At 71.9% G+C, this 25,853-nt stretch carries 24 protein-coding genes and 1 pseudogene; 13 read left to right on the top strand and 12 right to left on the bottom strand.

Annotation, left to right across the window (positions count from 1 at the left end; genetic code table 11):
- Window positions 1-250 precede the first annotated feature (250 nt).
- Window positions 251-1,054, bottom strand: coding sequence for an SGNH/GDSL hydrolase family protein (locus AB0398_RS24730; RefSeq protein WP_366377807.1), 804 nt, complete (start codon window positions 1,052-1,054; stop codon window positions 251-253).
- A 799-nt stretch (window positions 1,055-1,853) separates the two neighbouring features.
- Between AB0398_RS24730 and AB0398_RS24735 the strand changes: the two genes are divergently transcribed.
- Both AB0398_RS24735 and AB0398_RS24740 read left to right on the top strand, forming a co-directional pair.
- Window positions 1,854-2,765 (top strand): S1 family peptidase, encoded by a 912-nt coding sequence (locus AB0398_RS24735; RefSeq protein ID WP_366377808.1) that lies wholly within the window; start codon window positions 1,854-1,856, stop codon window positions 2,763-2,765.
- A gap of 162 nt (window positions 2,766-2,927) precedes the next feature.
- Window positions 2,928-4,295: an N-acetylmuramoyl-L-alanine amidase gene (locus AB0398_RS24740; protein WP_366377809.1), complete on the top strand. Its 1,368-nt coding sequence runs from the start codon at window positions 2,928-2,930 to the stop codon at window positions 4,293-4,295.
- 70 nt (window positions 4,296-4,365) lie between these two features.
- On the opposite strand, the gene AB0398_RS24745 is transcribed toward AB0398_RS24740, so the two are convergent.
- The 3 genes from AB0398_RS24745 to AB0398_RS24755 form a co-directional block, all read right to left on the bottom strand.
- Window positions 4,366-4,857, bottom strand: coding sequence for a hypothetical protein (locus tag AB0398_RS24745; RefSeq protein ID WP_366377810.1), 492 nt, complete (start codon window positions 4,855-4,857; stop codon window positions 4,366-4,368).
- 48 nt (window positions 4,858-4,905) lie between these two features.
- Window positions 4,906-5,709, bottom strand: coding sequence for an MBL fold metallo-hydrolase (locus tag AB0398_RS24750; protein WP_366377811.1), 804 nt, complete (start codon window positions 5,707-5,709; stop codon window positions 4,906-4,908).
- A 174-nt stretch (window positions 5,710-5,883) separates the two neighbouring features.
- A complete protein-coding gene (locus AB0398_RS24755; RefSeq protein ID WP_366377812.1) occupies window positions 5,884-6,621 on the bottom strand; it encodes a 3-keto-5-aminohexanoate cleavage protein in 738 nt (245 codons plus the stop codon).
- 200 nt (window positions 6,622-6,821) lie between these two features.
- Here AB0398_RS24755 and AB0398_RS24760 point away from each other — a divergent pair, with 200 nt between their 5' ends.
- Complete coding sequence (locus AB0398_RS24760) at window positions 6,822-8,249, top strand: lamin tail domain-containing protein (protein WP_366377813.1); 1,428 nt, start codon at window positions 6,822-6,824, stop codon at window positions 8,247-8,249.
- A 123-nt stretch (window positions 8,250-8,372) separates the two neighbouring features.
- On the opposite strand, the gene AB0398_RS24765 is transcribed toward AB0398_RS24760, so the two are convergent.
- On the bottom strand, window positions 8,373-9,296 hold the full coding sequence (locus AB0398_RS24765) for a serine hydrolase (protein ID WP_366377814.1): 924 nt from the start codon (window positions 9,294-9,296) through the stop codon (window positions 8,373-8,375).
- A gap of 197 nt (window positions 9,297-9,493) precedes the next feature.
- Between AB0398_RS24765 and AB0398_RS24770 the strand changes: the two genes are divergently transcribed.
- Window positions 9,494-9,724, top strand: coding sequence for a hypothetical protein (locus AB0398_RS24770; protein ID WP_366377815.1), 231 nt, complete (start codon window positions 9,494-9,496; stop codon window positions 9,722-9,724).
- A gap of 67 nt (window positions 9,725-9,791) precedes the next feature.
- Here AB0398_RS24770 and AB0398_RS24775 read toward each other — a convergent pair whose 3' ends face one another.
- The 4 genes from AB0398_RS24775 to AB0398_RS24790 form a co-directional block, all read right to left on the bottom strand.
- On the bottom strand, window positions 9,792-11,153 hold the full coding sequence (locus AB0398_RS24775; protein WP_366377816.1) for a carotenoid oxygenase family protein: 1,362 nt from the start codon (window positions 11,151-11,153) through the stop codon (window positions 9,792-9,794).
- Window positions 11,154-11,234: 81 nt separating this feature from the next.
- A complete protein-coding gene (locus AB0398_RS24780; protein ID WP_366377817.1) occupies window positions 11,235-11,675 on the bottom strand; it encodes an SRPBCC family protein in 441 nt (146 codons plus the stop codon).
- A 78-nt stretch (window positions 11,676-11,753) separates the two neighbouring features.
- On the bottom strand, window positions 11,754-12,995 hold the full coding sequence (locus AB0398_RS24785) for an MFS transporter (protein ID WP_366377818.1): 1,242 nt from the start codon (window positions 12,993-12,995) through the stop codon (window positions 11,754-11,756).
- 559 nt (window positions 12,996-13,554) lie between these two features.
- A complete protein-coding gene (locus AB0398_RS24790) occupies window positions 13,555-15,555 on the bottom strand; it encodes an ATP-binding protein (protein WP_366377819.1) in 2,001 nt (666 codons plus the stop codon).
- A gap of 526 nt (window positions 15,556-16,081) precedes the next feature.
- Between AB0398_RS24790 and AB0398_RS24795 the strand changes: the two genes are divergently transcribed.
- Window positions 16,082-16,369: a hypothetical protein gene (locus tag AB0398_RS24795; protein WP_366377820.1), complete on the top strand. Its 288-nt coding sequence runs from the start codon at window positions 16,082-16,084 to the stop codon at window positions 16,367-16,369.
- Window positions 16,370-16,447: 78 nt separating this feature from the next.
- Here AB0398_RS24795 and AB0398_RS24800 read toward each other — a convergent pair whose 3' ends face one another.
- Entirely contained in the window at window positions 16,448-16,615 is a 168-nt protein-coding gene (locus tag AB0398_RS24800; protein ID WP_366377821.1) for a hypothetical protein, read from the bottom strand.
- Between the two features lie 367 nt (window positions 16,616-16,982).
- On the opposite strand from AB0398_RS24800, the pseudogene AB0398_RS24805 reads away from it, so the two are divergent.
- The 3 genes and pseudogenes from AB0398_RS24805 to AB0398_RS24815 all read left to right on the top strand — a co-directional run bounded on the left by AB0398_RS24805 (window position 16,983) and on the right by AB0398_RS24815 (window position 18,777).
- A pseudogene (locus AB0398_RS24805) lies at window positions 16,983-17,371 on the top strand (DUF2199 domain-containing protein).
- Window positions 17,372-17,481: 110 nt separating this feature from the next.
- Complete coding sequence (locus AB0398_RS24810; RefSeq protein WP_366377822.1) at window positions 17,482-18,576, top strand: barstar family protein; 1,095 nt, start codon at window positions 17,482-17,484, stop codon at window positions 18,574-18,576.
- 36 nt (window positions 18,577-18,612) lie between these two features.
- Window positions 18,613-18,777, top strand: coding sequence for a hypothetical protein (locus tag AB0398_RS24815; protein ID WP_366377823.1), 165 nt, complete (start codon window positions 18,613-18,615; stop codon window positions 18,775-18,777).
- A gap of 332 nt (window positions 18,778-19,109) precedes the next feature.
- Here the strand turns inward: AB0398_RS24815 and AB0398_RS24820 are convergent, their stop codons facing one another.
- Together AB0398_RS24820 and AB0398_RS24825 are read right to left on the bottom strand one after the other, a co-directional pair.
- Window positions 19,110-19,640, bottom strand: a complete 531-nt coding sequence (locus AB0398_RS24820) for a hypothetical protein (protein WP_366377824.1) — start codon at window positions 19,638-19,640, stop codon at window positions 19,110-19,112.
- A 95-nt stretch (window positions 19,641-19,735) separates the two neighbouring features.
- Complete coding sequence (locus AB0398_RS24825) at window positions 19,736-19,987, bottom strand: hypothetical protein (protein ID WP_366377825.1); 252 nt, start codon at window positions 19,985-19,987, stop codon at window positions 19,736-19,738.
- Window positions 19,988-20,734: 747 nt separating this feature from the next.
- Between AB0398_RS24825 and proP the strand changes: the two genes are divergently transcribed.
- The 5 genes from proP (at window position 20,735) to AB0398_RS24850 (ending at window position 25,844) form a co-directional block, all read left to right on the top strand.
- Window positions 20,735-22,273 carry a glycine betaine/L-proline transporter ProP gene (proP, locus tag AB0398_RS24830; RefSeq protein ID WP_366377826.1) on the top strand — a complete coding sequence of 513 codons (1,539 nt, stop codon included), beginning with the start codon at window positions 20,735-20,737 and terminating at the stop codon, window positions 22,271-22,273.
- Between the two features lie 170 nt (window positions 22,274-22,443).
- Entirely contained in the window at window positions 22,444-22,776 is a 333-nt protein-coding gene (locus tag AB0398_RS24835; RefSeq protein WP_366377827.1) for a hypothetical protein, read from the top strand.
- Window positions 22,773-23,978 carry a cupin domain-containing protein gene (locus tag AB0398_RS24840; protein WP_366377828.1) on the top strand — a complete coding sequence of 402 codons (1,206 nt, stop codon included), beginning with the start codon at window positions 22,773-22,775 and terminating at the stop codon, window positions 23,976-23,978. Before AB0398_RS24835 ends, AB0398_RS24840 begins: the two co-directional genes overlap by 4 nt.
- A gap of 10 nt (window positions 23,979-23,988) precedes the next feature.
- On the top strand, window positions 23,989-24,885 hold the full coding sequence (locus AB0398_RS24845; RefSeq protein WP_366377829.1) for a sucrase ferredoxin: 897 nt from the start codon (window positions 23,989-23,991) through the stop codon (window positions 24,883-24,885).
- Window positions 24,886-25,109: 224 nt separating this feature from the next.
- Complete coding sequence (locus tag AB0398_RS24850; RefSeq protein WP_366377830.1) at window positions 25,110-25,844, top strand: alpha/beta hydrolase; 735 nt, start codon at window positions 25,110-25,112, stop codon at window positions 25,842-25,844.
- The last annotated feature ends 9 nt before the right edge of the window (window positions 25,845-25,853 follow it).

Raw genomic sequence — 25,853 nt, forward strand, 5'->3', positions numbered from 1 at the left:
GAAGCGCTGAACATCGACGTGGCGGTGGAGTGGCTGATCTTGGTGACCGCGTGGGCCTCCCCGGCGGAGGTGAGGGCGCCGACGCCGGGCGCGAAGAGCGCGCCCAGGACGAGGGCGAGGGCGGTCAGGACGGAGCGGAGCTTCATCGGGGGTTCCTCCGGTGGTGGGTCGGACGGCGTGGCCGCGCCCGTTGCGCTACGCGCGTCACAGGAGGGCGCGGCCGCGCCTCGTGGAGTTTCGTGCGGGTGGGTCAGGCGACGGAGCGGAAGGCCGGCAGGTATCCGCCGGAGTGACCGGCGGCGGTGGGGTGGTAGCTGTTGGAGACGGGCACCGTGACGCTGTGGAGCCAGGCGTTGCCGGAGCAGATCTCGTGCCCGGTGAACTCGTCCACGACGCTGGAGTAGACGAAGCCCGCGTTGGCGGCCTGCTTGGCGAGCATGGAGTTGAGGGCGTCGCTGCCCCGGTTGATCGCGGTGCGTTCGGTCTCGCTCAGGCCGGCGATGCAGCTGCCGTTCAGCTGGTAGAAGCGCGGGTAGCCGAGGACCACGACGCGGGCCTGGGGCGCGCGGCTGCGGATGGCGCCGTAGAGCGACGAGAGGCTGCCGGGAAGGGTGCCGTTGACCTGTGCGATGGCGTTGTTCACCGCGTTGACGCAGGTCGCCTCGCTCTGCAGCACACAGGTCTGCATGACATTGGCGAAACCGACGTCGTTGCCGCCGGCGGTGACGCTGACGAGTGTGGTGGAGCTGTTGAGCGGGGCCAGCTGACCGCTCTTCACCGTGCCGGTCGTCGCCCCCGAGCAGGCGGTGAAGGCGAACGAGGCCGGGGCGTTGGCCGCCGCCCACAGGGACGGGTAGGCCTTGCTGCTGCGCTGGCAGCTGCCGCTGTCGGACAGGTAGCTGCCGGCGCCCACCCCGGAGGAGTAGGAGTCGCCGAGCGCGACGTAGCGCGCCCCGGCCGCCGCGGTGGCGGAGGCGGGTTGGACGAGGCCCACGGTAGCGGCCGTCAGAAGCAGAAGCGTCAGCAGACCGGACCTGAAGTGAGATGTGGACATGACAAGCGACTCCTTGAGGATGAGGGGCGACACTCTTTTAGCAGGCCACTTGGCTCAAGGGATAGATGTGCGGAGTAGTTTGCTCCTGTTCAGACCCTCCAGAGGTACAGACCACTCACCCTCCATGACGATCGCTCAGGAGCCTCGCTTCGCCCACGTTCGCCCGGACGGGCGAACGCTTCCTGTACGCACGGCGGACACCGGCGGTCGCACAGGGAAATCCAGCCCCGCCGCACCCCGATGCGCATGAATCCGGCCACTCGGCAGATCGGGTGAATGACCATCATTGCCGCGCTCCCGTGGAGTTCGAACCACCTCCGTCACCGACGCCCGAAGCCTTGAACAGGAAACCTTCACGGAGACCCAGGGGGATCACGCGGAGCGCCGGCCATCCGTCCACCGGCGCCCCGTGGTTGCACCAGCATCTTTTCGGATTCGACCACGGCAGATGGCGGGCCGGGGCCCATCCCCGGCCAGGACCGCACTTCCCGCCCGTTCGAGTCGGGCCGGGGCGGGGCAGGGGACGGAGAGGAACTTCCTTTCCGCAATCACCTTCTGCAACTTTCTGACGAACTTTCAGTGATGGGCGGAAAGATCGCTTCTCATTTGTTCGATCTTGTTGGGTGCGCTCCACGGTCCGGACGCGCGTAGAGCGGCCGAAAGGACACCTTGCGGCACCTCGGCACGGAGTCAAGGATTCCCCCAAGTAGTTGACAGGTTCATGGCGGCAACCACCGCCGACCCGTGCTCCAGCGGGCCCCTCACCCAAGCGGCCCGACCACCCCCACCGGAGGATCAAGTGAACCGATCGTCCCGTCGCGTCAGGATCACCCGAGGAAGCCGGCTGATCGCCGTGCTCGGCGCCTTCGTGGCCGCCTCGGCCCTGACCGCCCCCACCTCCTCGGCGCAGCAGGCCGACACCACGCGGGCCACCTCCGCGGCACTGGCCACCACCAGCAGCGCCGTCCTCCAGGCCGACGTGGCCGGCACCGCCTGGTACACCGACCAGGCCACCGGAAAGGTCGTCGTCACCGTCGACTCCACGGTCTCCCAGGGCGAGATCGCGACCCTGCGCGAGGCCGCCGGCGACAACGCCGGGAACCTGAGGATCGAGCGGACCGCCGGGAAGATCAACAAGCTCATCGCCGGCGGCCAGGCCATCTACGGCGGCGGCGGCCGCTGCTCCCTCGGTTTCAACGTGCGCAGCGGCAGCACCTACTACGCCCTGACGGCCGGCCACTGCACCAACGGCGGCAGCACCTGGTACACCAACTCCTCCCAGACCACCGTGCTCGGTTCCCGGGCCGGGACCAGCTTCCCCACGAACGACTACGGCATCATCCGTCACTCCAACGCCTCCGCCGCCGACGGACGCGTCTACCTCTACAACGGCAGCTACCGTGACATCACCGCCGCCGGCAACGCCTACGTCGGACAGTCCGTCCAGCGCAGCGGCAGCACCACCGGCCTGCGCGGCGGTACCGTCACGGGTCTCAACGCCACGGTCAACTACGGCGGCGGCGACATCGTCTACGGTCTGATCCAGACCAACGTCTGCGCCGAGCCCGGCGACAGCGGCGGCGCCATGTTCTCCGGGACCACCGCCCTCGGCCTCACCTCCGGCGGCAGCGGCAACTGCTCCAGCGGAGGCACCACGTTCTTCCAGCCCGTCACCGAGGCGCTCAGCGCCTACGGGGTCAGCGTCTTCTGATCCCTGACCCCTGATCCGGCAGCACCGGGGCGGTCCCGTTCGCGGGGCCGCCCCGTCCCGGCGGACAAGGGCAACGGCGTTCCCGCTCCCTCGCGTCCCGACACCCCTTCTCGTCCCGCAGCACCGTCTCCCCCAGGCACCGAGAAAGCGAGGATCCACCTCATGACTTCGCCCACTCGTTTCAGACGGGCGCGTACCGCGCTGTACGGCACGGCCCTGGCCGTCGTCGTGGCGCTGACCGGTCAAGCGCTGCCGGCAGCCGCGCACTCCGCAGGCGCACCCGCCACCGCGGTCGATCCGGTTTTCGCGCGGGCTGCCGCCGCCTACGACGTGCCCCGGGACCTCCTGGTGGCCGTCGGATACGGCGAGACCCGACTCGACCACCACGGCGGTCTGCCCAGCCAGGACAACGGCTACGGCATGATGCACCTGGCCAGCAACCCGATCCAGCACTCGCTGGAGAGGGCCGCCCGGCTCACCGGCGCGACCGTCACCGCGCTCAAAGAGGACCCCGCCGCCAACATTCGCGGAGGCGCCGCCGTCCTGCGGGCGCTGGCCGACGACGCGGGTCTGGGCCCCGCCGACAGGCGTCGCGTCGACGCCTGGTATCCGGTCGTCGCCCGCTACGGCGCGCCCCGCAGCGACGCGGCGGCCCGTTCGTACGCCGATGCCGTCTACGACATCCTCAACCGGGGCGCCCGTGCCCGCACGGCCGGCGGCGAGGAGATCGGCGTCGCTCCGCGACCGGTCGCGCCCGAGCGGGGCAGGTACGCCGACCTCGTCCCCGAGGGCCTTCAGGCCTCCACCGACTACCCGCCGGCCCTGTGGGTCCCGGCCTCCTCCAGCAACTACAGCGCAGGGCGCACCTCCGCCGTCACGAAGGTGGTCGTCCACGTCACGCAGGGGTCGTACGCGGGCTCGATCAGCTGGTTCCAGAACCCTTCCTCGCAGGTGAGCGCCCACTACGTCATCCGCTCCTCCGACGGTCAGGTGACCCAGACGGTGCGCGAGCGGGACACCGCCTGGCACGCCCGCTCCGCCAACGCCTCTTCGGTGGGCGTGGAGCACGAGGGGTACGTCAGCAATCCGGCGTGGTTCACCGATGCCATGTACCGCTCGTCCGCCGCGCTGACCCGCCACCTGACGAGCAAGTACGGCATCCCGCGCGATCGCGCGCACGTCGTCGGCCACAGCGAGGTCCCGGGCAACGACCACACCGATCCCGGTCCGAACTGGAACTGGAACTACTACATGAGCCTGGTGCGCGGCGAGACCGGTACGGGGAAGTCGTTCCCCACTTGGGGAACGGACGTGAACATACGGCAGCAGGCCACCAGCGCCTCCACCCGCGTGGCCACCCTGCCCGGCCCCACGACCGTCCGCGTCACCTGCCAGGTCCGCGGCCAGAGCGTCACCTACAACGGCCACACCAATGACGCCTGGTCCTACCTCCCCGACTACGGCGGCTACATCTCCAACCTCTTCATCGACGTGCCCGAGGCATGGCTCCCCGGGGTGCCCACGTGCTGACTCCGCCGGGGCGGCGGGACCACCGCCGCCCCGGTGGGTCTGCCGGACGTCTGCGGTCGCACGATGCCGGTCAACGGGGCGGGAAGGGCGCGAGGGCGAGCTCCCACTGGTCGGCGGCCCGGAGCAGGGCGTCCTTGTCCGTTCGTACTTCCACGGCGTACTGGTAGATGCCCGCGCTCTCGTCGCTCTGCCGCCATGGAGGTGCGGCCTCCAACGGCAGGTGAACGCGGATCACTGCTCCGCCCTCGCTTCGATCGCTTCGATCGGCGAGGCTGAAGGCCAGGACCGGCTCGATGAACCAGGTGTCCGGGGACAACTCGCCCTCGGGGTCGCGGCCGGTCACGGACACCGTCTCCGCCGCCATCGCGCGCAGCCAGGCGCCCACCTCACGCGCCTCGTCGGTCAGCAGACAGGGATCGGCGAAGGACCAGTCGCCCTCGGGAGTCGTCACCTTTCCACCGATGACCAGCCAGTTGTCGTCGTACGGATCGCCCGGGGCGGCCGGGAACCGGTAGCGGAGGGGGTGGAGTTCGACACTGCTCGTGTGATCGCTCAGAAGCACTGCCACAGGATGCCAGATCCTGCCCGGTGAGCCCGGGTCACGGGTGGATCAGCGGACGATGAACGGCTCGGTCAGGTGCGGGGTCGCGAGGTAGAGGGTGTCGGCGGTACGGCCGTGCAGCACCTGCCGCCTCGATGCCCTTGCCCGCTCGGGGTCCGTCTCGTGGACGTAGGCGATCTCGGGGTGGAGCAGCTGGATCGCGTGCACGAGCAGGTCGCCGGTGACGGCGACCAGTTCGCGCCCGGACTCGACGAGCACGCTCTGGTGTCCGGGCGTGTGACCGGGCGTGGCGAACACGCGCTCGCCGCTGCGCAGCGGGGTGTCGCCGTCGAGCAGCCGCAGCTGATCGGCCCTGCGGAGCGGTTCGATCACGGTGGACCGCAGCTGCGGGTTGACCTCCGCGACCGCGTCGAGTTCGGCCCGCTGCAACAGGTACTCCGCGTTCGGGAAGAACGGCCGTGCCTGCTCGCCGCCGACGACGGCCCAGCCGACGTGGTCGGTGTGGAGGTGCGTGAGCACCACGGCGTCCACGTCGGCCGGTTCGATGCCCGCGGCGGCCAGCGACGCCGGGAGTGCCCCGGGCACGGGCGCCCATGAGGCCGCCGGGCCGTCGGCCGGACCGATCCCCGCGTCGACCAGCGTCACCCCCCGGTCGCTGCGGATCGCGAACGTGCGGAACTGGAGCCGCCAGCGTCCGTCGGCGTCGAGCGCGCCGGGATCGAATCGGTCGGCCGCCGCCCACTGCTCGGTGGTGGCATCGGGGAACGCTTCCCCTCGGGGGGAGAAGAAGGGACCCGCGCCGTCGGCGAGCGCGATGATGGTGTAGGGACCGATCCGAAGAGAAGGCGGCATCTGCCAGATACTGCCATCGGTCGGAGGCCCGCGACCAGGGTGTTCGCCCCGGGGTTCACCGCAGGTCGTGGGCGGCTCTCGGAAGCCGTCGCCCCGCCGGCGGACGGCTCCGGACGATGGCCTGCCGTCTCGGTCGGAGGCCCGTGACTCCCTTGTGAGACCGAATCCGTGAGGTCAGGACCGCCGGACGCGGTGCTCGTCGAGGACCTTCCGCGCGACCCGCACGAGGTGGGCGTTGTCCTGTGCGTCCGAGCCGTCCGGCAACGTCAGTACGTCCTCCAGACCGATCCTGGTGTCCAGTCCCAGGCCGGCCGCCACGCGCAGCACGGTCCAGGCTCCGTCGTCCTCGCCGTGCAGCAGCAGGGGCACCGGCGGTCGGTCTCCCAGCTCGCGCACCAGGGCCGTGGCCGTGTCGGCGGCCGTGACGGGGTCGGTGTCGGTCACCTCGGCCAGTATCCGCAGCACCCGGTGGGCCTGTGGCCAGGCGCGGAACCGCCGGGCGCCGTCGGTGCCCGACCAGACACCGGCCTCGATGCCGATCCCGTGCTCCAGCAGCGCGTCGGCCACCGCTTCGGCGCCTTCCTCGTGCCAGTTCAGCGAGGCGTGGTCGGGCAGGACCGTCCAGGACCGGATCAGCTCGGCCCGCCTTCCCGGCTCCGGTACCGCCCAGGCTCCGGTGGTGACCCCGACCCGCACCCCTTCCGGGACGACGGCACGCACCGAGCTCACCGCCTCGCCCACCACCCGGGGCTCCAGCGAATCGACGCCGTCGGCCCCCTTGGGGTGCAGGTGGACGTCCTGCGCTCCGGCCTCCACCGCACGTGCGGCCTCGATCGCCAACTCCCCGGGGGTGACGGGAACCCGGCGGCTGTCGCTCCGCCTCCGCACTCCGTTCAAGCACACCTGCAGCATGGACCGAACTCTGCCAGACACCGTCGACGACGTGCACGGACCGTGCCCGACGAGCACGCGACGGCGCCCACGGCGGGAGGGGTCGCGCACGGAAATTCGCCGGCCGTTCGCGCGCCGTCCTCGCCGGGGGAGGATTCCCGTTCGGTCTGAGCAGGAACTGTCGGGCCGCCTCGTCCATGACACTCCCAGAACGGAATCCCGTGACTGCATCGACCGCCCGCCGCCGGCGTCGTGTCCTTCCCCGTCTCCTCGTCGCCGCGTCTCTGCTGGCCGCGGGCGCCCTGACCGGTGTGCCCGCGGCGCACGCGGCCGCGGCCGACGACATACGCGTCAACGAGGTGGTGACCACCGGCGACGTCAATGACTCGATCGAGCTGTTCAACAAGGGCGCTGCGACGGTCGACGTCTCGGGCTGGATCCTGAAGGACGACGACAAGAACCACGTCTTCAAGATCACCTCCGGGACCACGCTGGCACCGGGCGGGTACCGGTCGTTCGACGTCAGTGGCGCGTTCGGCCTGGGCTCTGCCGACCAGGCCCGTCTCTACCTGGCGGACGGCAAGACGCTGGTCGACGGCTTCTCCTGGAGCGCCCACTCCGCCCCGTCCTGGTCGCGCTGCCCCGACGGCACCGGCGCCTTCGGGCAGGCGGTGGCCGTGACCCTCGGCGCCCCCAATGCCTGCGGCACCGGAGGAGGCGGTTCCACGACCCCGGTGGCATGGCCCGGCGGCAGCGGCGTGTCCACGGCGGACGGCTCCGACGTGTTCGGCCAGGACCTCAGCGGCCTCTACCAGGAGGGCGGTGTGCTGTGGGGGGCGCAGAACAGCGGCAAGCTGTGGCGCCTGGTGCGGGACGGCTCAGGCGGCTGGAAGCCGGACACGGCCGGCGGCTGGTCCTCCGGCAAGGCCCTGCGCTTCCCCGGCGGCTCCGGCAGCCCGGACGGCGAGGGCGTCACACTGACCGGCTCGGGCTCGGCCGGCGGGGTCTTCGTCGCCAGTGAGCGCAACGGTGACGCCTCCGGCATCAGTCGCCTGTCGGTGCTGAAGTACGACGTCGGCGGATCCGGCTCGTCGCTGACCGCCGTCAAGGAGTGGAACCTCACCTCCGACCTGCCTTCGACCGGCTCCAACCTCGGTCTGGAAGGGATCACCTGGATCCCCGACACCGCGCTGACCGGTGCCGGGTTCAAGGACACCTCCACCGGCACGGCCTACGACCCGGCCCGCTACGGCGCCCACGGCGGCGGGGTCTTCTTCGTCGGCGTCGAGGGCACCGGCGCGATCCACGGATACGTCCTGGCCGACTCCGGCTCGTACACCCGCGTCGCCTCCTTCGGCAGCGGCATGTCCGGTGTGATGGAACTGCAGTGGGAGCCCCAGGCGTCGCGCCTGTGGGCGGTGTGCGACGACACGTGCGACGGCCGTCACCGGACCCTGCGGATCGACGCCGGCGGCACCTTCGTCACCGCCGCCGTCCACAACCGTCCCGCCGGCATGCCCAACTACAACAACGAGGGCTTCTCCCTGGCCGGGGCCGACGAATGCGTGGCCGGCTCCAAGCCCGTCTACTGGTCCGACGACACCAACGACGGAGGCCACGCCCTGCGCAGGGGCACCGTCACCTGCTGACCGCCCCGCCGTGTCTCCCGGCCGACAAGACGGGGGCACGGCTTCGTACGGCGCCGCCCACCCGGCGGAGCCGCACCCTTCGCAAGAGTGCGGCTCCTACCGGCGGCGCGGGGATCCAAGGCGTCAGCCCCGGGGCACCGCGATGTGCGCCTCCATGGGCGTGGTGGTCGGCGTGTAGCGGGACGCGGCGGGCGCGGTCGGGACCAGGTCCCGGTGGATCACCTTGGCCACGGCCTGGATCGTGCTCACGCCGTAGTTCATCGTGCTGTTGCCGTCGGTGAGCACGGAGACGGTGTAGTCGTGGCCGCCGCCTTTGAACGTGCCGATGCTGTGCACGCGCCAGCCGCGCGTGGCGCGCTGCAGCCAGCCGTTCTTGACGTGCACGGACACGGAGGAGGGCGCGCCGGCCGGGGTCCCCCACTTCTGGGAGGTGACGACGCTTCCCATGAGCTTGAGGATGTAGGCGCGGGAGTTGTCGCTCAGGACGGTGTTCTTGGCGGTGATCAGCGAGAGCAGCCGCTGCTCGTCGGTGACGTTGATCTGGGTGAGGCCCCAGTAGCCGTCGGCCCCCGGCACCGTCCGCGTCATGCCGGCGGCCGACAGGAAGCCCTTCACCTTGGTGATGCCGAGCTGCTTCCACAAGGAGGTGGTGGCGGCGTTGTCGGACTTGGTGATCATGGCGTTGGCGAGGTCGGACTCGCGTGGGGTCAGATAGCGGTTGGTCTTCTTGGCGTCCCACAGGAGCGTGGCAAGGACGGTCACCTTCACGACGCTGGCCGAGTCGTACGAGGTCGTGGCGCGCAGGGTGCAGGTCGTGTTCGTGGTGCGGTCGTGCAGGCCGACGGCGACGGTGCCGGTGCGCGTGGCGAGGGCCGCGGTGATGTCCTTCTGGAGCTTGGCGGCGAGGCCGGCCTTGCCGGACGTGCAGCTGACCTGCGGCGGGGCGGCGGAAGCGGGTGCCGCGCCCGCGACGGCGACGGGCACGAGGACCCCGGCGGTGATCACGGCCGGAAGCACACGGGTGCGTAGGGATATGCGGTGAGTCATGTGGATTCCCCCTGAAAACGGAACGAACACGCCTGCGGCGCACTCGCCCTACACGACTCTTGAGCGTGCGGATGGTTGTACGAATCCGTCGAATCTCGTGGTCGTGGTCGTGGTCGTTCAGGGTTCCCTGTCAGTGAACCCGGTCGCTCTTCGGCCCGATGCCTTTGGTCCCGGTCGAAGCGCGTGCCTGGTCGGGCGTGACGGCCGACGAGGTTCTCGCCGCGGTGGACGGGGATGAGTTCCTCAGCGTCGTCTTCCTCGCCGACCGCGACACGACGCGGTCACCGGCACGGGCTTTGCCGGCTCTGACGACCGTCTGGGAGGACGAGAGCGACCTCGATCCCGTCCCTTACCAGGAACTCATCGAGTCGCCGCAGCCCAGCGAGTTCCGCGTCGTATCCCGCCCCCATTCGCCAAGGCACTGGTAAGCGGCCTCGTGGAGCCCCTCTGCCGTTCAGGTGCGGGACGGATCGTCGGGTGGTGCGGGCGCCGGTGTCAGGACTCGATGCCGTCCAGGGCGCTGTCGGGGATCCAGGAGCCGTGGATTCCGGCGGTCACACGGCGGGGCAGGTGGACGGTGGCGACCCGGTCGAGGCCGGAGGCGTCCAGGACCAGCAACTGTGAGGCGTCCTGCTTGAGGTCGGAGACGACGGTGAGCAGATAGCCGTCGTCCTCGTCGGTGGCGCCGGCCGCGGGGACGAACACCGCCTCGCTGGGCAGCCGGGCGTCGCCGATCCGGTGGATGCGGCGCGCGCCGGTGACGCGGTCGTACTTGACGACGCCGTAGCCACCGAAGCCCTCCTGGTCGGGGAAGGACACGGCGTACTGGTAGCGGTTCTCGACGCCCGAGTAGTTCTCGTTGAGGGTCGGGAACTCCACGGCGAGGTCGTCGATGATCTGCTCGTCGACGGTACCGACGCTCGGGTCGACCACCCAGCGGCGGGTGTAGGAACGGGCGTTGGGTTCGGTGCCGCGTCCGGGAGCGCCGGTCCACCAGTTCCAGGAGAGTTCGAACCCCTCGTGGTCCACGGTGGGGCCTTCCAGGACGATGCGGCCCCGGCCGTCCTCGTACGCGTTGGAGACGTGCAGCATGTTGCCGGGCTCGATGGAGAACCAGCGGACGTGCCGGGCGCCGTCGTCGCCGCGCGGCATGACTCCGATGCGGGAGGGCTGCCAGTCGCTCCAGGAGTAGGGGATGCCGGAGTGCTCGGTGGGGTCGAAGGTGACGTTGCCCTCGACGAAGACCACGTGGTGGCGGGTGAGGGCGAAGTCGTGCTTGAGGGCGGCGGTCGCTCCCGGGACCTCGACGCTGCGGACGATCTCGCCCTTGGCGTCGGAGACGTAGTACATCAGGTGGGGCGGGAACGGCGAGGAGCCGAAGAAGTGGAGCTCCCCCGTACGGGGGTCCTCCTTGGGGTGGGCGGTCATGGCGGTGCGCAGCCGGCCGTCGAAGTCGTAGGCGCCGACCGTCTCCAGGTCCGGGGTCAGTTCGAAGGGGAGGTTCGCCTCGCACAGCGCGAGCAGTCGTCCCGCGTGCTCGATGACGTGGGTGCCGGCCGTGCTCGCGGTCAGGTCCGGGCCGTGTTCGGTCATGTAGGGGGCGCCGTCCAGGGCGGGGGTGCGCACCCAGCGGTTGCGGTACCACTCGGCGCGGCCCTCGCGGAGCCGGATCCCGTGGACCATGCCGCTGCCCTTGAACCAGTGGGCCGGGGTGACGCCGGGCTTCGGGTTGTGGCTGTTGCGGATCAGCCGGCCGGTCAGCTCGGTGGGCAGGGTGCCCTCGACGGTGAGGCCGGTGGCGGTGATCTCGTCGGCGACGGGGGTGTAGTGGCCGGTGAGGTAGGGGGCGCTGGTCATGTTCGGGTCCTCGGATTCTGTTGGCTGTCGTGGTGGGAGGGGTGGGGCGGTGTGGACGGTGGAGCGTGGTGGCGTGCGGGTTCAGGACATCTGCTCGGCACGGTCCTTGAGGCTGCCGAGCCAGCTCTCCAGGGAGGTCTTCAGGGCCGCGGCGAGTTCGTCGGTCGCGGCGTCGACGGGGGCGCCGCTCCAGGACTCCTCGGTACGGACGAGGACTCCCACGTCCGTCTGCTCGAAGGTCCACGCGTGGATGCCGACGATGCCTTCGACGGTTCCGCCCCAGACGATGCGCCGCAGGGGGAGGAGTTCGCGGAGGGTGGAGGTGATGTCCATTCCGTGGGTGCGCCAGGTGAAGGTGCTGCCGACGGCCGCCGGACCGTCGAGCTCGGCGCGGTCGATGCCGGTGTTCCAGGCCGGCCAGTCGTCGATGTCGGTGTGCAGCGCCCAGACGGTGGGGAGCGGGGCGTCGATCACCGTTGCCAGGCGGACGACGACGGGGGCGGTGGTGTCGATGGTGTGCATGCGTTTTCCTTGCCGGTGGTGTCCGGGTGGGGTCGGGTGGGCGGGGTCGGGCGGATTCCGGATCGCTGACCCCTGCTTTCAGGCGGCGGGAGGGCAGGGGACGGTCCGGTCCCGTCGGGGTGTCGCCGTGGGACCGGTGGGGGCGGTCGCGTTGTACGGGAGGGTGCGGCCGGTCCGGCGGACGAGCACCGGGGTGAGGAGCGCGGTGGCGGCCAGGACCGCCGCCGAGACCATGAAGGCGGCCCGGTAGCCGGCGGTGAGGGCCTCCAGAGGGGGCTGGTGGGAGGAGGCGCGGGTGGTGACGGAGCCGGCCAGGGTCGCCAGCACGGCGAGGCCGATCGAACCGCCGACCTGACGGGCCGTGTTGACTAGTCCGCCGGCCAGGCCCACGTCGTGGCGCGGGACGCCGTCCACGGCGAGCGCGGTGAGCTGGACGAAGGCGCCGCTCAGGCCGGCACCGATCAGGACGCTCGGGCCGAGGACGTCGGCGGTGTAGCTTCCGTCGGCGCCGATCCGCGACATCCACAGCAGTCCTGCGGCGGCGGTGAGCAGGGACGTGGTCGCGCCGGCGGTGACACCGACGCGCCGGGAGAGGCGGGGTGCCAGGGCGGAGCCGAGCATGCCGGCCACAGCGAGGGGCAGTTGGCCCGCCCCGGTGGCCAGGGGGGTGGAGCCGAGGACCTGCTGCTGGTAGAGCGGCAGGAAGAAGAACAGGGCGATCCACACGGACCCCAGCAGCGCCATCAGCAGGTTGCCCACGGCGACCCGGCCCACGGCGAACAGCCGCGGGGGCACCAGTGCGTTCGGCCGGCGGAGTTCGACCGCGACGAAGACCACGAGCAGCGCGACGGCGCCGAGGAGGGCGCCGAGCACCCGGGCATCCGTCCAGCCGGTGCCGCGTGCGCTGGTCAGACCCCAGACCAGGCCGGTCAGGGCGAGGGTGACGGTGACGGTGCCCAGCAGGTCGAACCGCCCGTCCGCCCGCTCGTCCTTCGGCTCCGCCGTTCTCGGTACGAGCGCCGTCACGGCGGCCAGTACCAGCGCCGTTCCCAGCGCGACGGCGTGGAAGATCCAGGGCCAGCCCCACGCCTGGGTGAGCAGGCCGCCCAGCAGCACGCCGCCCGCCCCTCCCGCGCCGGAGACCGCGCCCCACACCGCCAGGGCCCTGCCGCGCCCGGGACCGGGCGGGAACAGGTCCATCGTCAGGGCGAGCGCCGCCGGGGCGACGGCGGCGGCACCCAGCCCCTGAACAGCACGGGCGGCGATCAGTACGCTCGCGGAGGTGGCCAGTCCGGCGGCCAGCGAGGCCGTCGCGAACACGGCGAGCCCGGCGGCCAGAACTCCTGCGTCCGAGCAGATCGGCCGCTCGCCCGCCGGCCAGGAGCAGTGCTCCGAACGCCAGGCCGTAGGCGTTGACCACCCAGGTGGTGCCCTCGTCCGACAGGCCCGCTCCGGCACGGATCTGCGGCAGCGCCACATTCACGATCGAGGTGGCGAGCATGACGATGAACTGGGCCGCGGCGAGGGCGGTGAGGGCGGCTCCCGGCCGGGAGGAGGGGGCCGCTCGGCCCGTCTGGGTACGTCGGAGGTTCATGACGCAGAGCTTCGTGCGGGACGGTGTCCACTTCCCAGACCGGTCGGGAACGAGGACTGTCCACTCCTGTCCACGGGTGTCCACCCGCGCGGGCGTCCGCCTGCCCGACCGTTCACCCGCACGGACGTCCACCTGCCAGGCCTTCCATCTGCCAGGCCGTCCATCTGCCGGGTCGTCCGGCTGACCGACTGCCCAACCGGACGACCGGCCCCGCCCGCGCCTCCTCACGGCTGCCCGCCCGGCCGGAGGATCGGCCGCTCTCCGCGGCCGTACGTCCCGGGATTCCTATCGGGGCCCGTGCAGCTCCCTCTGCCACAGGGCCTCGCAGAGCAGGTCCAGGCCCTGGCGCAGATGACGTCGGTAGGTGCCGTACGGAAGACCGAGGCGCCGGGCGGCGGCCTCCTGGGTGGGCGCGCCGGAGAAGTGGCCCGCCGTCAGTGCGTCGCGGGCCCGTACTCCGCGGGGATCGCGACCGAGGTCGTCGACGGCCTGGCGCAGCAGGGTGCGCAGCTCCTCCGCCGGGTCGGTGAGGTCGGCCGCCAGACGGGTGCGCAGCAAGGCGCAGGCGGCGAAGGCGCCCGTGTCCCGCCAGTGCGTCAGGGCCTCGCGCACGGCCTGGTCGAACGCGGTGCGCGAGGTGCCCGACGGGCCGGAGCGGACCGGCACGTCGGTGGCGGATATGAGGTGCCGGAGCCAGGTTTCGACGGGCACCTGACGCCAGTCGATGCTGAACAGGCCGTACGTGTGCTCTCCGACCCGCGGCCGCGCGCCGGTGTCGCCCATGACGCCCTCGAAGCGCGCGGCCCAGGCGTCGGCGTCCCGGTACACCAGGAAGCCGTGCGCGCGGGCGCGGTCGCGGGCGGCCCCCGCCTGGGCGCGGGAGTTGCTCAGGTCGATGACGCGCGAGGGGATCTGGTACCGCTCGGGATAGACGGAGAAACGGGTCATGCCGATGTTCTCGCCGTCGCTCACCGGAGCGGTGGCGGCGGCGTGCTCCCAGGCGGCCGCGACGACGGGATCGGTGGCCACCTCGTCGGGGTCGGGCGGGGCCGGCAGGGTGAGCCGGGCGGTGAAGGCCACCGTCCGGCCGGTGGCCACGAGGCGGAAGACGCTGAACCCTTCCGGCTGCCGCCGGATCCAGTAGTGGACCAGGTCGCGGGAGGCCGCGCCCTCGGTCTCCTCGGCCATGGCCAGCACGGTGTCGATGTCGTCCGGTCGCAGGGGGCGCTCGTGCACCTCGTCCTCGCGGTCCCACGTGCGCAGCCGCGCCAGGCTCTCCACCTCCCTGAAGAGGTAGAAGAGTTCGTCGGTGGCGGCCCACACCTGCTCCTCGGGCGCCTCGCGCAGCATCCGCAGGTACTCCTCCGCCAGCCGTCGGCGCATCGCCGTGAAGGCGTGCGGGGCCCGCCAGCGCAGATCGGCGGCCAGCGTCTCGCGCGCCGCGTCGTGCGGATGGAGGCCCCTCTGCGTGGACTCCATGAAGGGCAGGTCCCTCAGCCAGGCGAAGAGCGGGTGCACGTCCTCCTCCGGAAACACCGAGGCCAGCAGTTCCTCGGACGTCGAGTGCGCCTGCGCCGCCACTTCCAGGGCGCGGCGGTGGGCCGCCGTGGGCACCTCCCCGATCAGCCCCGCCAGCAGGGTGCGCAGAACGTCGGCGGAAGGCGCGCGCCCCTCCTCCCCGCTCCAGCCCGCCGGTCCCGCGGCGGCGGCCAGCGACAGGGCCAGCGGATTGCCCCCGGCGAACCGCAGCACCCGGTCGCGCAGCTCGGGTCGGATCCGCGCCGCGGCCAGCAGGCTCATGGACTGCTCCTCGGAGAACGGCTCCAGTTCGTCGACGTGCAGCAGCCCGGCCCAGGCCGGATCGGCGGTCCACTGCGGCTGCGGCGCGAGGCGGCCGGCCAGTACGACCAGGGTGCCGTCCGCGGCGCGGGGCAGGAAGCGCTGCCACAGCCACCCCTCCAGCCACTGGCAGTGCTCGAAGGAGTCCACGAGGAGCACCGTGTCGGGGCCGTCGAGGAAGCACGCGGCCGCGCGCTCGAAGTCGGCCGGGTCCCGGCTGACGAAACGTCCGTCGAGTTCGAGGACGGGTCGCCCCGCCGCACGCGCTCGGTCCGCCAGGCACCGCAGCAGCGCCGACTTCCCGATGCCGCCCGGTCCGACCGCGTAGAACGCGAACGGGGCCCGCGGATCGCCGCTCAAGGCCTCTTCGAAGCGGCGGATTTCGGCCTCCCGGCCGATGAAGGCCCGTACGCGCGCACTGCTCAGTCTCTCTCCCACCGACACCATGGACGGCTCCTCTCCCCGGTTTCCCCTGTGCGCCGGGCAGCCTGCGCCCGGGCACTCCTTCTCGCCCCGTGGCGCGGTCACCGCCACGAGGTTCCGCCGTTGCTCGGCTCTCTGCCACGGCGTCGGCCACCGGGCCTCCACCGGCCCCTGGCCGGCGGCACCGCCGGATCCGCGCCGGAAACCGGGGCGGCGAGAGCCATGACGTGCGCCATCAGAACCGCTTCGGCCCATGAGGTCAACCCCGGTATACCGCGGCCCGGTTCGAGGCCGATGCGCGGCGCGGAGCGGTCACCGAGGACCGACGGTGCCGACCATCGGCGTGCCCTCTCGCGCAGGACGGCATCGGCGAAGGCGCGAGGTCCACCGCTCCGGGTCGGCCGGCCGACGCGGGCATGAGCCATGCGGAATGAGCCAGTTGCGTCTGAGCTGCGGTAATGCGGGTAGGCAGGGAGAACCGCCGCCCTTCCACACCTGGAGCGCGAGGATCTACGGCCTCGCATCCACGCCGCACGAGGAGATGCCCGCCATGAGCTCCACCACGGTCCTGCCCCTCCCCTGCCGTTCGGTGCGCACCACCTCTCAGACGTCCGCCACTCTTCCGCCTTCGGCGCTCGATGCGATGCTGGACGCCGTCTACGAGACGCACCGCCGTTTCCGGCACGGCGTTTTCGCCGAACCCTGCCCGACCTGCCACGTCCCGGCGGGCGAGCTCTGCCTGGCGCGTCGCAGCGTGCACGCCGCCCGCCGGCTGGCGCACCGGGTTCGGGTGGCGCAGGCCGGCCCGTTTGCCCGTACGGCCGTGGAGGCCCGCTGAGCGCACGGACGGACGGCAGCGGACGGACCTGGGCCGCGCCTGGCCGGCACGGGGCGGGGCAGGCGTCTCGCCCGGCCGCTACTGCGGCCCCGCCGGATCCGGGAAGTCCGGGGACCGCCGCTCCACGGCTGATCCGGAAAACGCTTCCATGGAGTCGCCGGGCAGCAGCCCTTGGTCGGAGAGGATGCCGCCGATGATGGAACCGGCGCCTCCCACGACGACCGGCACGCCCACGACGACGGCCACCCATCTGCGCCTTCCGCGCCTGCGGCGACCGGGTGTCGCGTCCGTGGCGGCCTGCCCGTCCGTGGCCGCGCCTGTATCCGAATCCGTCGTCATGTGCCCCCACTCCTCGTTCAGTTCCCTCTCGGGAGCGTATGGATCAGGTAGCTGTTGATCACCGGGGTTGCTTGAGCCGGGCGATCGGGCACGGCCGCCTCCGGCTCCGCCACGCCCCCTCCTGGACGTGTTCGTCATCCGCCCCGTTCCGTCCCCCGCATGAGGAGCTCCCCGCCCGAGGCGGTTCCGGCGCCTGTCACCAGGCTCCCGTGCCATGACCAGTGCTCTCGGATTCACCTGCGCGTGCTGCGGGACTCGGCACCCCGAACTACCGATGAACTACACGGCCGAGGCCCCGGCCGTGTGGGATCCGGCCTTCGTCGGCGCCGACGACTGTCTGCTCTCCTCGGACCAGTGCGTGGTCCGCGGAGAGCAGACAGTCGTGAGAACTTCTCCCGGGCCGCGGATCTGTGGGACAGGCCCGGTCGCGAGGCGGAGCAGCCGTACTCCGGCCGGCTCACCACCGACCTGCCGGTCTACTCGCCCACGACCCTCAGCCTGAAGACGCGTGTCCACACCCGCCCGGTCGGTGAACGCCCCTCCGTCGAACTGGAGCGCACCGACCATCCCCTCGCCGTCGAACAGCGCACGGGGATCACCTTGGACCGCGTACGGGAGATCGCGGCGGTCGTGCTCCACGTCGGCGGTGGCGAGCGACGGTGACGGCCGGCAGCCCCGTGTCACCGATTCCACAGGAGTGGTCGGTGACCGGCCTCGGGACATCACGACCAACGGGGTGGGAAAAGACTTCGCCGTCGGAAGCCGGGCCCGGCATGATTCCCGGCGTGCACGAGAGCGAAGACCACGGCAGGCGAATGCGGTACACACTGACCGAGACGGAACACGGGCATGCCTGGGGCGCCTGCGCCGAGGTGGACGGGCTGTTCGGGGAACCCCGGCGCGGGACCTACGAGTTGTTCGGCTGGGTTCCGCAGGCGGAGGTGGGTGGCTGGGTCGGCAACCGGGTCTGGCTGGTGCCGGACGACGAGACGCTCGGTCCCTGGTTGCTGGCGGACGCGGAGAGCCTGCGGCGGCCCCTCGGAACAGAGGGTCTCGTGCTCACGGGACTGGACGACTACGAAGGTCCGCCCGAGGGGCACAGGGGCCGCGTCCGCGTGCACGACGGGCACCGGTGGCTTGGCTCCTGCCGGGAATTCGCCCGTGTCCTGCCACGCAGACGGCCGGCGCCCCCGCTCGTCCTGAAAGGGCTCGCCGGGGGTGACCGGCTGCGGGCGGCACTGGCGAAGGGCACCCGGCAGGCGCTGGACCTGGAGGAGGCCGCCCTGGAGATGCGGGACGATCGGGGTGACCCGCTCGTCGAACGCCTGCTCTGGGCCAGAGTCACCGCCTGGCGCCCCTCCTCGTACGGGGCGGACCTGATCGATCTGGAACTGGACGGAGAGCTCTTCAGGCCCGTTCCCGAACACGCCCGGCCGGTCTGGGAGCGGTGGCTCGTCGGGCCGCCCGACACGACGGCCGCCTGGGCCGGCCTCGACACCCGGCTTCGCTGGGCCTGGCACGACCTCGTGCGTGAGCGAACCGCCTACCGGGCCCCCTTCGACCGGCCGGCCGGGCACGCCTACGCACTCGACGGCCGGTACGTCACCGACGAACCGGGCCTCTACCTGGCTCTCGGTGAGGCGGTGAACGGGCCGGGCGGCTACTTCGGCGGCTGTCTCGACGCCCTCGACGACTGCCTGGGCGGCACCTTCGGCTACACCGCCCCCGCGACTCTGCTCTGGCGGGACGCCGCGACCGCACGCGAGCACCTGTCCCGGGCCCTGACACCGGACGGCCAGGTCTACGACCTGTTCAGCGTGATCCTCGATCTCCTGGCCGAGGGCGGCATGCACGTCACCCTGGCGTGACGCACGGTCCGCCCACCGAGCCCCGACCGTCCCGGCATGACAAGGGAGTTCGACCTCGGCGCCTCGCTCGCCAGCGGTGTGGAGGGCCGCAGTGGCGCATGGGCCTTCGTCACGGCCGTCCTGGCCCGCGGCCGGACGGCGGAAGCCGTCGGCCGCGTTCGTGACCTGGTCCCGGGCGACTGGCTCAACGACTGTCGCTGACCGGCCCCGGCCCCCTGCCGACCGGGCTGCCCGCATCGGAGCCGGCCCGGGTTCCGCCGTTCGGCGCGGGCCCGGGTGTCGCAGAAGACCGGGTCGACCGGATCGGAATCACCAAGCGGCAGATGTACGGGTGAGCCGGCTCCGACTCTGCCGGGTGGGACGACACATAGGAGCCGTCGATCGCTCTGGCCTCGTCGTGTGCGGGAAGGCCCGGACCGGACGCGTTTTCTGTGTCTCGTCCGCAGCGTCCCGTGCGGCGGGGGCGGTTGCACGGTGGAGGACCGGGGCTTCCCGTGGGTTCCTCGCCGGGCGACCGGTCGATGCGGGCCGGCTCAGGAGAAGGAGAAGTAGAGCACCTCGCTGTAGAAGGACGCGAAGTGCCTCTGCCAGTCGGCTCGGACCGAGGCCAGCCAGTCGTCGTTCTGGCCGGCGATCGCCGCCTCGGCCCGGGCGACGGCGGCGGGGATGTCCCCGGACACCAGACGGCGCACGCTCTCCGCCGGATCGTCGTCCGTCATCGAGACGATCTCCCCGGTCTCGAGGACGAAGTACTTCGCCTGCTGCTTCTCCAGGTGGGCCGTGGTCCTGGCGACGCATTCGGCGAACTCGGCGTCGCCTTCCAAGCCTTCGCCGACCACGCGCAGGAGGTCGCGGAGCAGGGCCGCCCCGTCGGCGTAGTCCGCGGCGATGCCGATCGGAGGGTTCCAGATCATGGACGGGACGATCGTCGTGCCGCGTCCCACCAGGAGCTTGTGCGCGAGCGGGATGTCCCAGTTGTGCTCGGATATGCATCGGATCCGCTGGGGGACCTCCGCCTCGCTCGGCATCGAGTCCGCGGAGTAGAGATATGAACGGTTCGCCATGGTGGTGACGCTAGCACCGGGGTCCGACAACGCCGGCGTCGTCGGACCCCTGCTCCACGACCGGGCAGCGCAGAGCCCCGTACGGATGGAACGGCTCACTCGTAGACCGTGGCCGCCTGCAACGCCCGGGCCAGGAAGGTCCAGTCGCCGCCGTCGGGAAGCTCCTTCCCGGCGTTCCGGTACCAGCCCGGTGAGTCCTGCATCCAGGCCGCCAGAGCTTCGAGGAAGCCGTCGAGGGTCCGGTTCTCCCCTTCCTGCCCTTTTCGCAGGAAGTCCTGGTGCAGCTCTCGCACGAAGGAGACCAGTTCGTCGCGGTTGTGGACTTCGTCGTCGGGAGTCAGTGGCATGGAGCGAAAAGTACCTTGCGACTCGGTCGCGGAGCTCCTGGCGGTCAAGAGGAGCGTCAACGCCGTCTGCGCGGTGGCGCGGTGACCCGTCGGTCATGGTGTCCGTACCGGTGCGCTTGGATGCGCGGGTGACCGACCCGGCCGTGTCCCCGCCGTGCCCGTGGTCCAGGTCCTGTGGCCCGACCGGAACCACCGCCGGCCGTCGGACGAACGGGCCGGTCCGGGCTGCCGCGCGCAGCCGAGGCCGTGGCATGCGGTCGACGAGCATCCGGCCGGGGTCTGGACCGAGGAGGCCGCCGAACTCTGACGTCCCGTGCACCGGACGCGAGAGGGCTGTCGGCTCGTGGGAGAGGGTTTCTCCGGTCCGAGTCGATGAGATGGCACGAGGGAGTCTCGGTGATCACGCAGGGAGTTCAGGTGAGGGGCCGTTGTGATGCCTGCGGCGGCACGGTGGTCCTGGACGTCGCTTTCGGCTCCGTACGCACCTCCCCCGGTCCGGACACGCCAGGCGGCGGTCGGTGACCCGCGCCTGCCGCTCCCCCGGCTCCGCGAGGCGCCTTCACGGCCCCGGCCCCGGCGCCCCGCTCCAGCGCGGTCCGAGGCTCGGCAGCGCGCAGGGCCGTAAGGGGTCGATAAGTGTGCCCCAGCAAACTCGGGGAAGCGGTTCCGACGTGCACCCGGTGATCGACATGACGGACGATTGCCGGGTTGGTGCATCGCTTATCGAGACGAAAGGGGCGTCAGCGCGTGGCCCACGTACCTCCAGAGGACCCGACCGGCTCCCGGAGCCGCACACGCGTCCCGGAAACGATCGCGAACATTCCCGGTCACGTCCGTGAGGAGCTGGCGCGGCGGCTGCGCCGTAACAAGCGGGCCTACCGCGAGCAGGACATCCAGGTCGTCGAGAAGCCCCTCCTCAAGCGCGCGGTCGGGGCCTCGGCGCTCGGGAACTGCATGGAGTGGTTCGACTTCGGCGTCTACAGCTACCTCGCCGCGACGATCGGCAAGGTCTTCTTCCCGGGCGCCTCGCCGGGAGCCCAGCTGATCTCGTCCTTCGCGACGTTCGCCGCCGCGTTCGTGGTGCGCCCGCTCGGCGGCCTCGTCTTCGGCCCCCTCGGCGACCGCCTCGGCCGGCAGAAGGTCCTCGCCACCACCATGATCATGATGGCCGCGGGCACCTTCTCGATCGGCCTGATCCCCAGCTACGCCACGATCGGCATCGCCGCCCCCGTCCTGTTGCTGCTCGCCCGAATGGTCCAGGGGTTCTCCACCGGTGGCGAGTACGGCGGCGCCACCACCTTCGTGGCCGAATACTCGCCCGACCGCCGGCGGGGCTTCCTCTCCAGCTGGCTCGACTTCGGCACCTTCGTCGGCTACGCCCTGGGCTCCGCGCTCGTGACCGTGCTGAACACGGCGCTCTCGGACGAGCAGATGCTGTCCTGGGGCTGGCGCCTCCCGTTCCTGATCGCGGGGCCGCTGGGCGTCATCGGCCTCTACATGCGGCTGAAGCTGGAGGAGTCCCCGGCCTTCCAGCAGCAGTTGGACGAGCACGAGAAGAACCTGGCGCAGGAGTCGGTCGGCGGCGAGTTCAAGACCATCGTGCGCGACCACTGGCGGCCTCTGCTGCTGTGCATGGGCCTCGTCCTGCTCTACAACGTCACCAACTACATGGTCACCGGCTATCTGCCCACCTACCAGACGGAGACCCTGGGCCGGTCCAGCACGTCGGCCGACGTGCTGGTGCTCATCGGCATGGTGTGGATCGTCCTCCTCATCACCTTCCTGGGCCGTCTCAGCGACCGCGTCGGACGGCGCCCCCTGTACGCGGTCGGCGCGGTGGCGATGATCGTCCTCGCGATCCCGGCCTTCCTGCTCCTCAAGGCGGAGGGGACCTGGCTCCCGATCCTCGGCATGCTGATCCTGGCGACCCTGCTCGCCTGTTTCGCCGCGCCGAGCGCGGCGACCCTGCCCGCCCTCTTCCCGACGGCCGTGCGCTACGCCGCGATGGGCATCGGGTTCAACTTCGCCGTGGCGGCCTTCGGCGGTACCACCCCGCTCGTGACCGAAGCGCTGGTGAACGCCACCGGCAACGACATGATCCCCGCGTACTACCTCATGCTGGCCGGTGCGATCGGTCTGGTGACCGTCAGGTTCCTGCCGGAGAGCGCCGGGCTTCCGCTGCGCGGCTCCCAGCCGATGGTCGGCTCGCGGGAGGAGCGGAAGGAGCTGATCGACACCTCCCGGGACCTCGTCCGGTACGCCGGACAGGGCTCCCCGACGCCTTGAGCCCGTCCGCCCGCGGCACCGGGCGCCCTCCCGTGCCCTCTCCCCCGCCCTGCCGGGTCCCGTCCCGCTCCGGTTGCCGCTCCGGGCCGCACGAGTGAGCTTGTAAGGGGTACGGGGAGGTTCCGAGCGGGACCACCGATCCCCGACCGTCCGAATCCTCAGGAGGAGACATGGCTTACCCCCAGCAGGACCCGAACCAGCAGGAGGGCCCCGCGGACGGCGGCGCGGCCGGTACGCCCGGCGTCCACGACGGAGGCGCCGACGGCGGAGCCGAAGGCCCCGCGGACGGCGGCGCGGCCGGCACTCCGGGCGTCCACGACGGTGGCGCCGACGGTGGGGCCGAGGGCCCTGCGGACGGCGGCGCGGCCGGTACGCCCGGCGTCCACGACGGAGGTGCCGACGGCGGAGCCGAAGGCCCTGCGGACGGCGGCGCGGCGGGCACGCCCGGCGTGCACGACGGAGGCGCCGACGGCGCGGCCGACGAGACCGGCCACGGCGTTTGAGCACGGCCCCCACGACGTTTCGGGACACCGCCGCCGACACCGGCCGCGGTGTCCTCGAAGCGCGTCTGACGAACCTCAGCCGCGAGGAGTTCGCCCGGGACGTCTGGGGGCGCACCCCGCTGCTCACGCGCGGGGCCGGTGACTTCTCCGACCTGTTCTCGGCGTCCGCCGTGGACGAGCTGGTCTCCCGGCGCGGGCTGCGCACCCCGTTCCTCCGCGTCGCCAAGGACGGCTCCACCCTCCCCGAGTCCGCGTTCACCGCCTCCGGAGGGGTCGGCGCGACGGTCGCGGACCAGCTCGACGACACGGCGCTGTGGCGGAGCTTCGCCGACGGCGCCACCCTGGTCCTGCAGGCGCTGCAGCGCACCTGGGAGCCGGTCGCGGACCTCGTGTCGCGGCTCGGCACGGAGCTGGGCCATCCGGTGCAGGCCAACGCCTACGTCACCCCGCCGCAGAACCGCGGGTTCGACGACCACTACGACGTCCACGACGTCTTCGTCCTGCAGATCGCCGGCACCAAGCGCTGGATCGTCCACGAGCCCGTGCACCCGGACCCGCTGCGCGACCAGCCCTGGACCGACCACCGCGCCGCCGTCGCCGACGCCGCCCGGGGCGAGGCGCACCTCGACACCGTGCTCGGACCCGGCGACGTCCTCTACCTGCCGCGCGGCTGGCTGCACGCCGCCGAGGCGCAGGGCGAGGTGTCGATCCACCTGACGCTCGGCGTCCACACCTGGACGCGGCACGCGCTTGCCGAACAGCTCACGCGGGCCGCCCTCGCGCTGTTGCGCGACGACCTGGAGATGCGCGGCTCCCTCCCCCTGGGCGTGGACGGGCCGGACGGCGAACTCGCCCTCGTACGCCGGCGTCTCGTCGAAGCCCTCGGCGAGGCCGATCCCGCGCCGCTGTTCCACCGCGACCGGCGCGGCGGGGCGCGGCCCGGGCCCCTGGGGCCGCTGGCGCAGCTCGCGGCCGTCGACGGGCTGTCCGCCGCGACGCCGGTGCGCCTGCGCGAGGCGCTGGAGGCACGGCTCGACGGCGGGCGGCTCTTCACCCGCGCCGGCTGGCTCGACTTCCCGGAGACGGACCTGCCGCAGGTGCGCCGGATCCTCGACGGAGAGGCCCACCACGCCGGTGACCTCGGTCTTCCCTTCGTCGAACGACTTCTGCGGGCGGGCGTCCTGGTGCCTGCCGGGCCGTGAAGCGGGCGGAATGACGGCTCCCGGACGGTTCTTCTGCGCCGAGGCCGCCCGGCTGCGCGGCGACCCGCTCGCGGGCACCGCGCCGTACGGCTCGGTCTGGATCCTCGTCGAGCACCGGGCCGGCTGGCCGGTCAACGGCTTCGACGGCCTCGACCTCGACCCCGAGGTCAAGGCGCGGGTGTACGCCGCCGCCCAGGCGCTGCGCGCCCGCATGCTGCTGATCAGGCGCCACGGACGCCGCAGGCAGGACGATCCGCCGCGCTGGGCCGTCCTGCGGTACGACGGGGACGGCGCCCACCGCCAGAAGTGGGGCATCTGGCGCAACGACAAGGACCTGACGGAGATCGTCGACGCCCTGGACTCGCCGGGAGAACGGGACCACCCGCCCGTCGTCCTCGTCTGCGCCCACGGCACGCACGACGCCTGCTGCGCCGTCCGGGGCCGTCCGGTGGGGCGCGCGCTGAGCGACCGCTGGCCGGACCTGGTGTGGGAGTGCACGCACGTGGGGGGCGACCGGTTCGCCGCCAACGTCGTCGTCGCACCCGACGGCGTCTACTACGGCGGCCTAGACGCCGCCTCGGCGGTGACGGTGGTCGAAGGACACCTGGCGGACCGCATCGGCGCGGACCACCTGCGCGGGTACACCGACCTCGTCCCGTCCCAGCAGGCCGCCCTGTCCGCCGTGCTCCGGCACGCGGGTCCGTCGGGGCGGCACCACTACGCGATCGAGGAGACGGTCCGCGAGGGCGACCGGTGGCGGATCCGCGTCACCGGCCGCCTCGCCGGCCTCTCGGCCTTCGAGGTCGAGGTCCGTGCCCACCGGTCCCCGCCCCTCCGGCTCACCTGCCGCGGCCTGTTCCCCGCCTCGGCGGTGTCGTACGAGGTCGTGTCGCTCCGCGTCGGCTGATCCCGGCGAATCCGGCTGATCCGGCCGGTCCGGCTGCGGAGCCCGTCCGGAAAACCGTTTGGCGGACCGGTACGGGCGCTGTTACGTTTCCGACGGCCGTGCGAGAGAACGAGGAGGTGGTACCCGTGAACGCAGTATCGACATGGGTGCTCCCCTCCGGGGTCACGGTCGGGCGATAGGTCGTCCGGGAGCGCCGTTCCAGCGCACTCCCGAAAGGCACGACCGTGCACTTCACTTCCGAACAGCACCTCGACGACGGCGTCCTCGAACGCGAATTCGCCCTCGGCGAGATCCCCGGCATCCTGTGGACGCCCCCGTCACCCTCCGCACCGGCACCGCTGATCCTGCTCGGCCACCCGCCGCTCGGGCTGCGCGGGATGTACCCCCGTCTGGTGGAACGGGCCCGGCAAGCGGCGGCGGACGGCTTCGCCTCGGCCACCATCGAGCTCCCCGGGAGCGGTGACCGGCCCCGCTGGGCCGGTCTCGATCAGGCCCGTGCCGATCTGCGCCGGGCCCTGGAGGCCGGCGGGCCGGTCGACGGCGGGATCGTCGACGCCCTCGTCCTCCCGCTCGTCGAGAGGGCGGTCCCCGAATGGCGGACCGCCCTGGACGCTCTTCTGTCGCTGCCCGAGATCGGCGGCCCGGTCGGGTACTCGGGAGGAGTGATCTCCGTCGGCATCCGGCTCGCGGTGGTCGAGCCGCGCGTCTCGGCCGCCGTTCTGTTCGCCGGGAGCCTGGTGCCCGCCGTCATGTTCGAGGAGGCCCGCCGGGTCACCGTTCCGCTGCACGTCCTGTTGCAGTGGGACGACGAGGGGAACGACCGGCAGGCGGCCCTGGACCTGTTCGACGCCTTCGGCTCCGAGGAGAAGACGCTGCACGCCAACATGGGCGGACACACCGGCGTCCCTCGATTCGCGGGAGACGCCGCGGCCCGGTTCTTCACCCGGCACCTGAAGTAGGGCCGGGGC

The sequence above is a fragment of the Streptomyces sp. NPDC086147 genome (assembly GCF_040702165.1).
Taxonomy (GTDB): Bacteria; Actinomycetota; Actinomycetes; order Streptomycetales; family Streptomycetaceae; genus Streptomyces.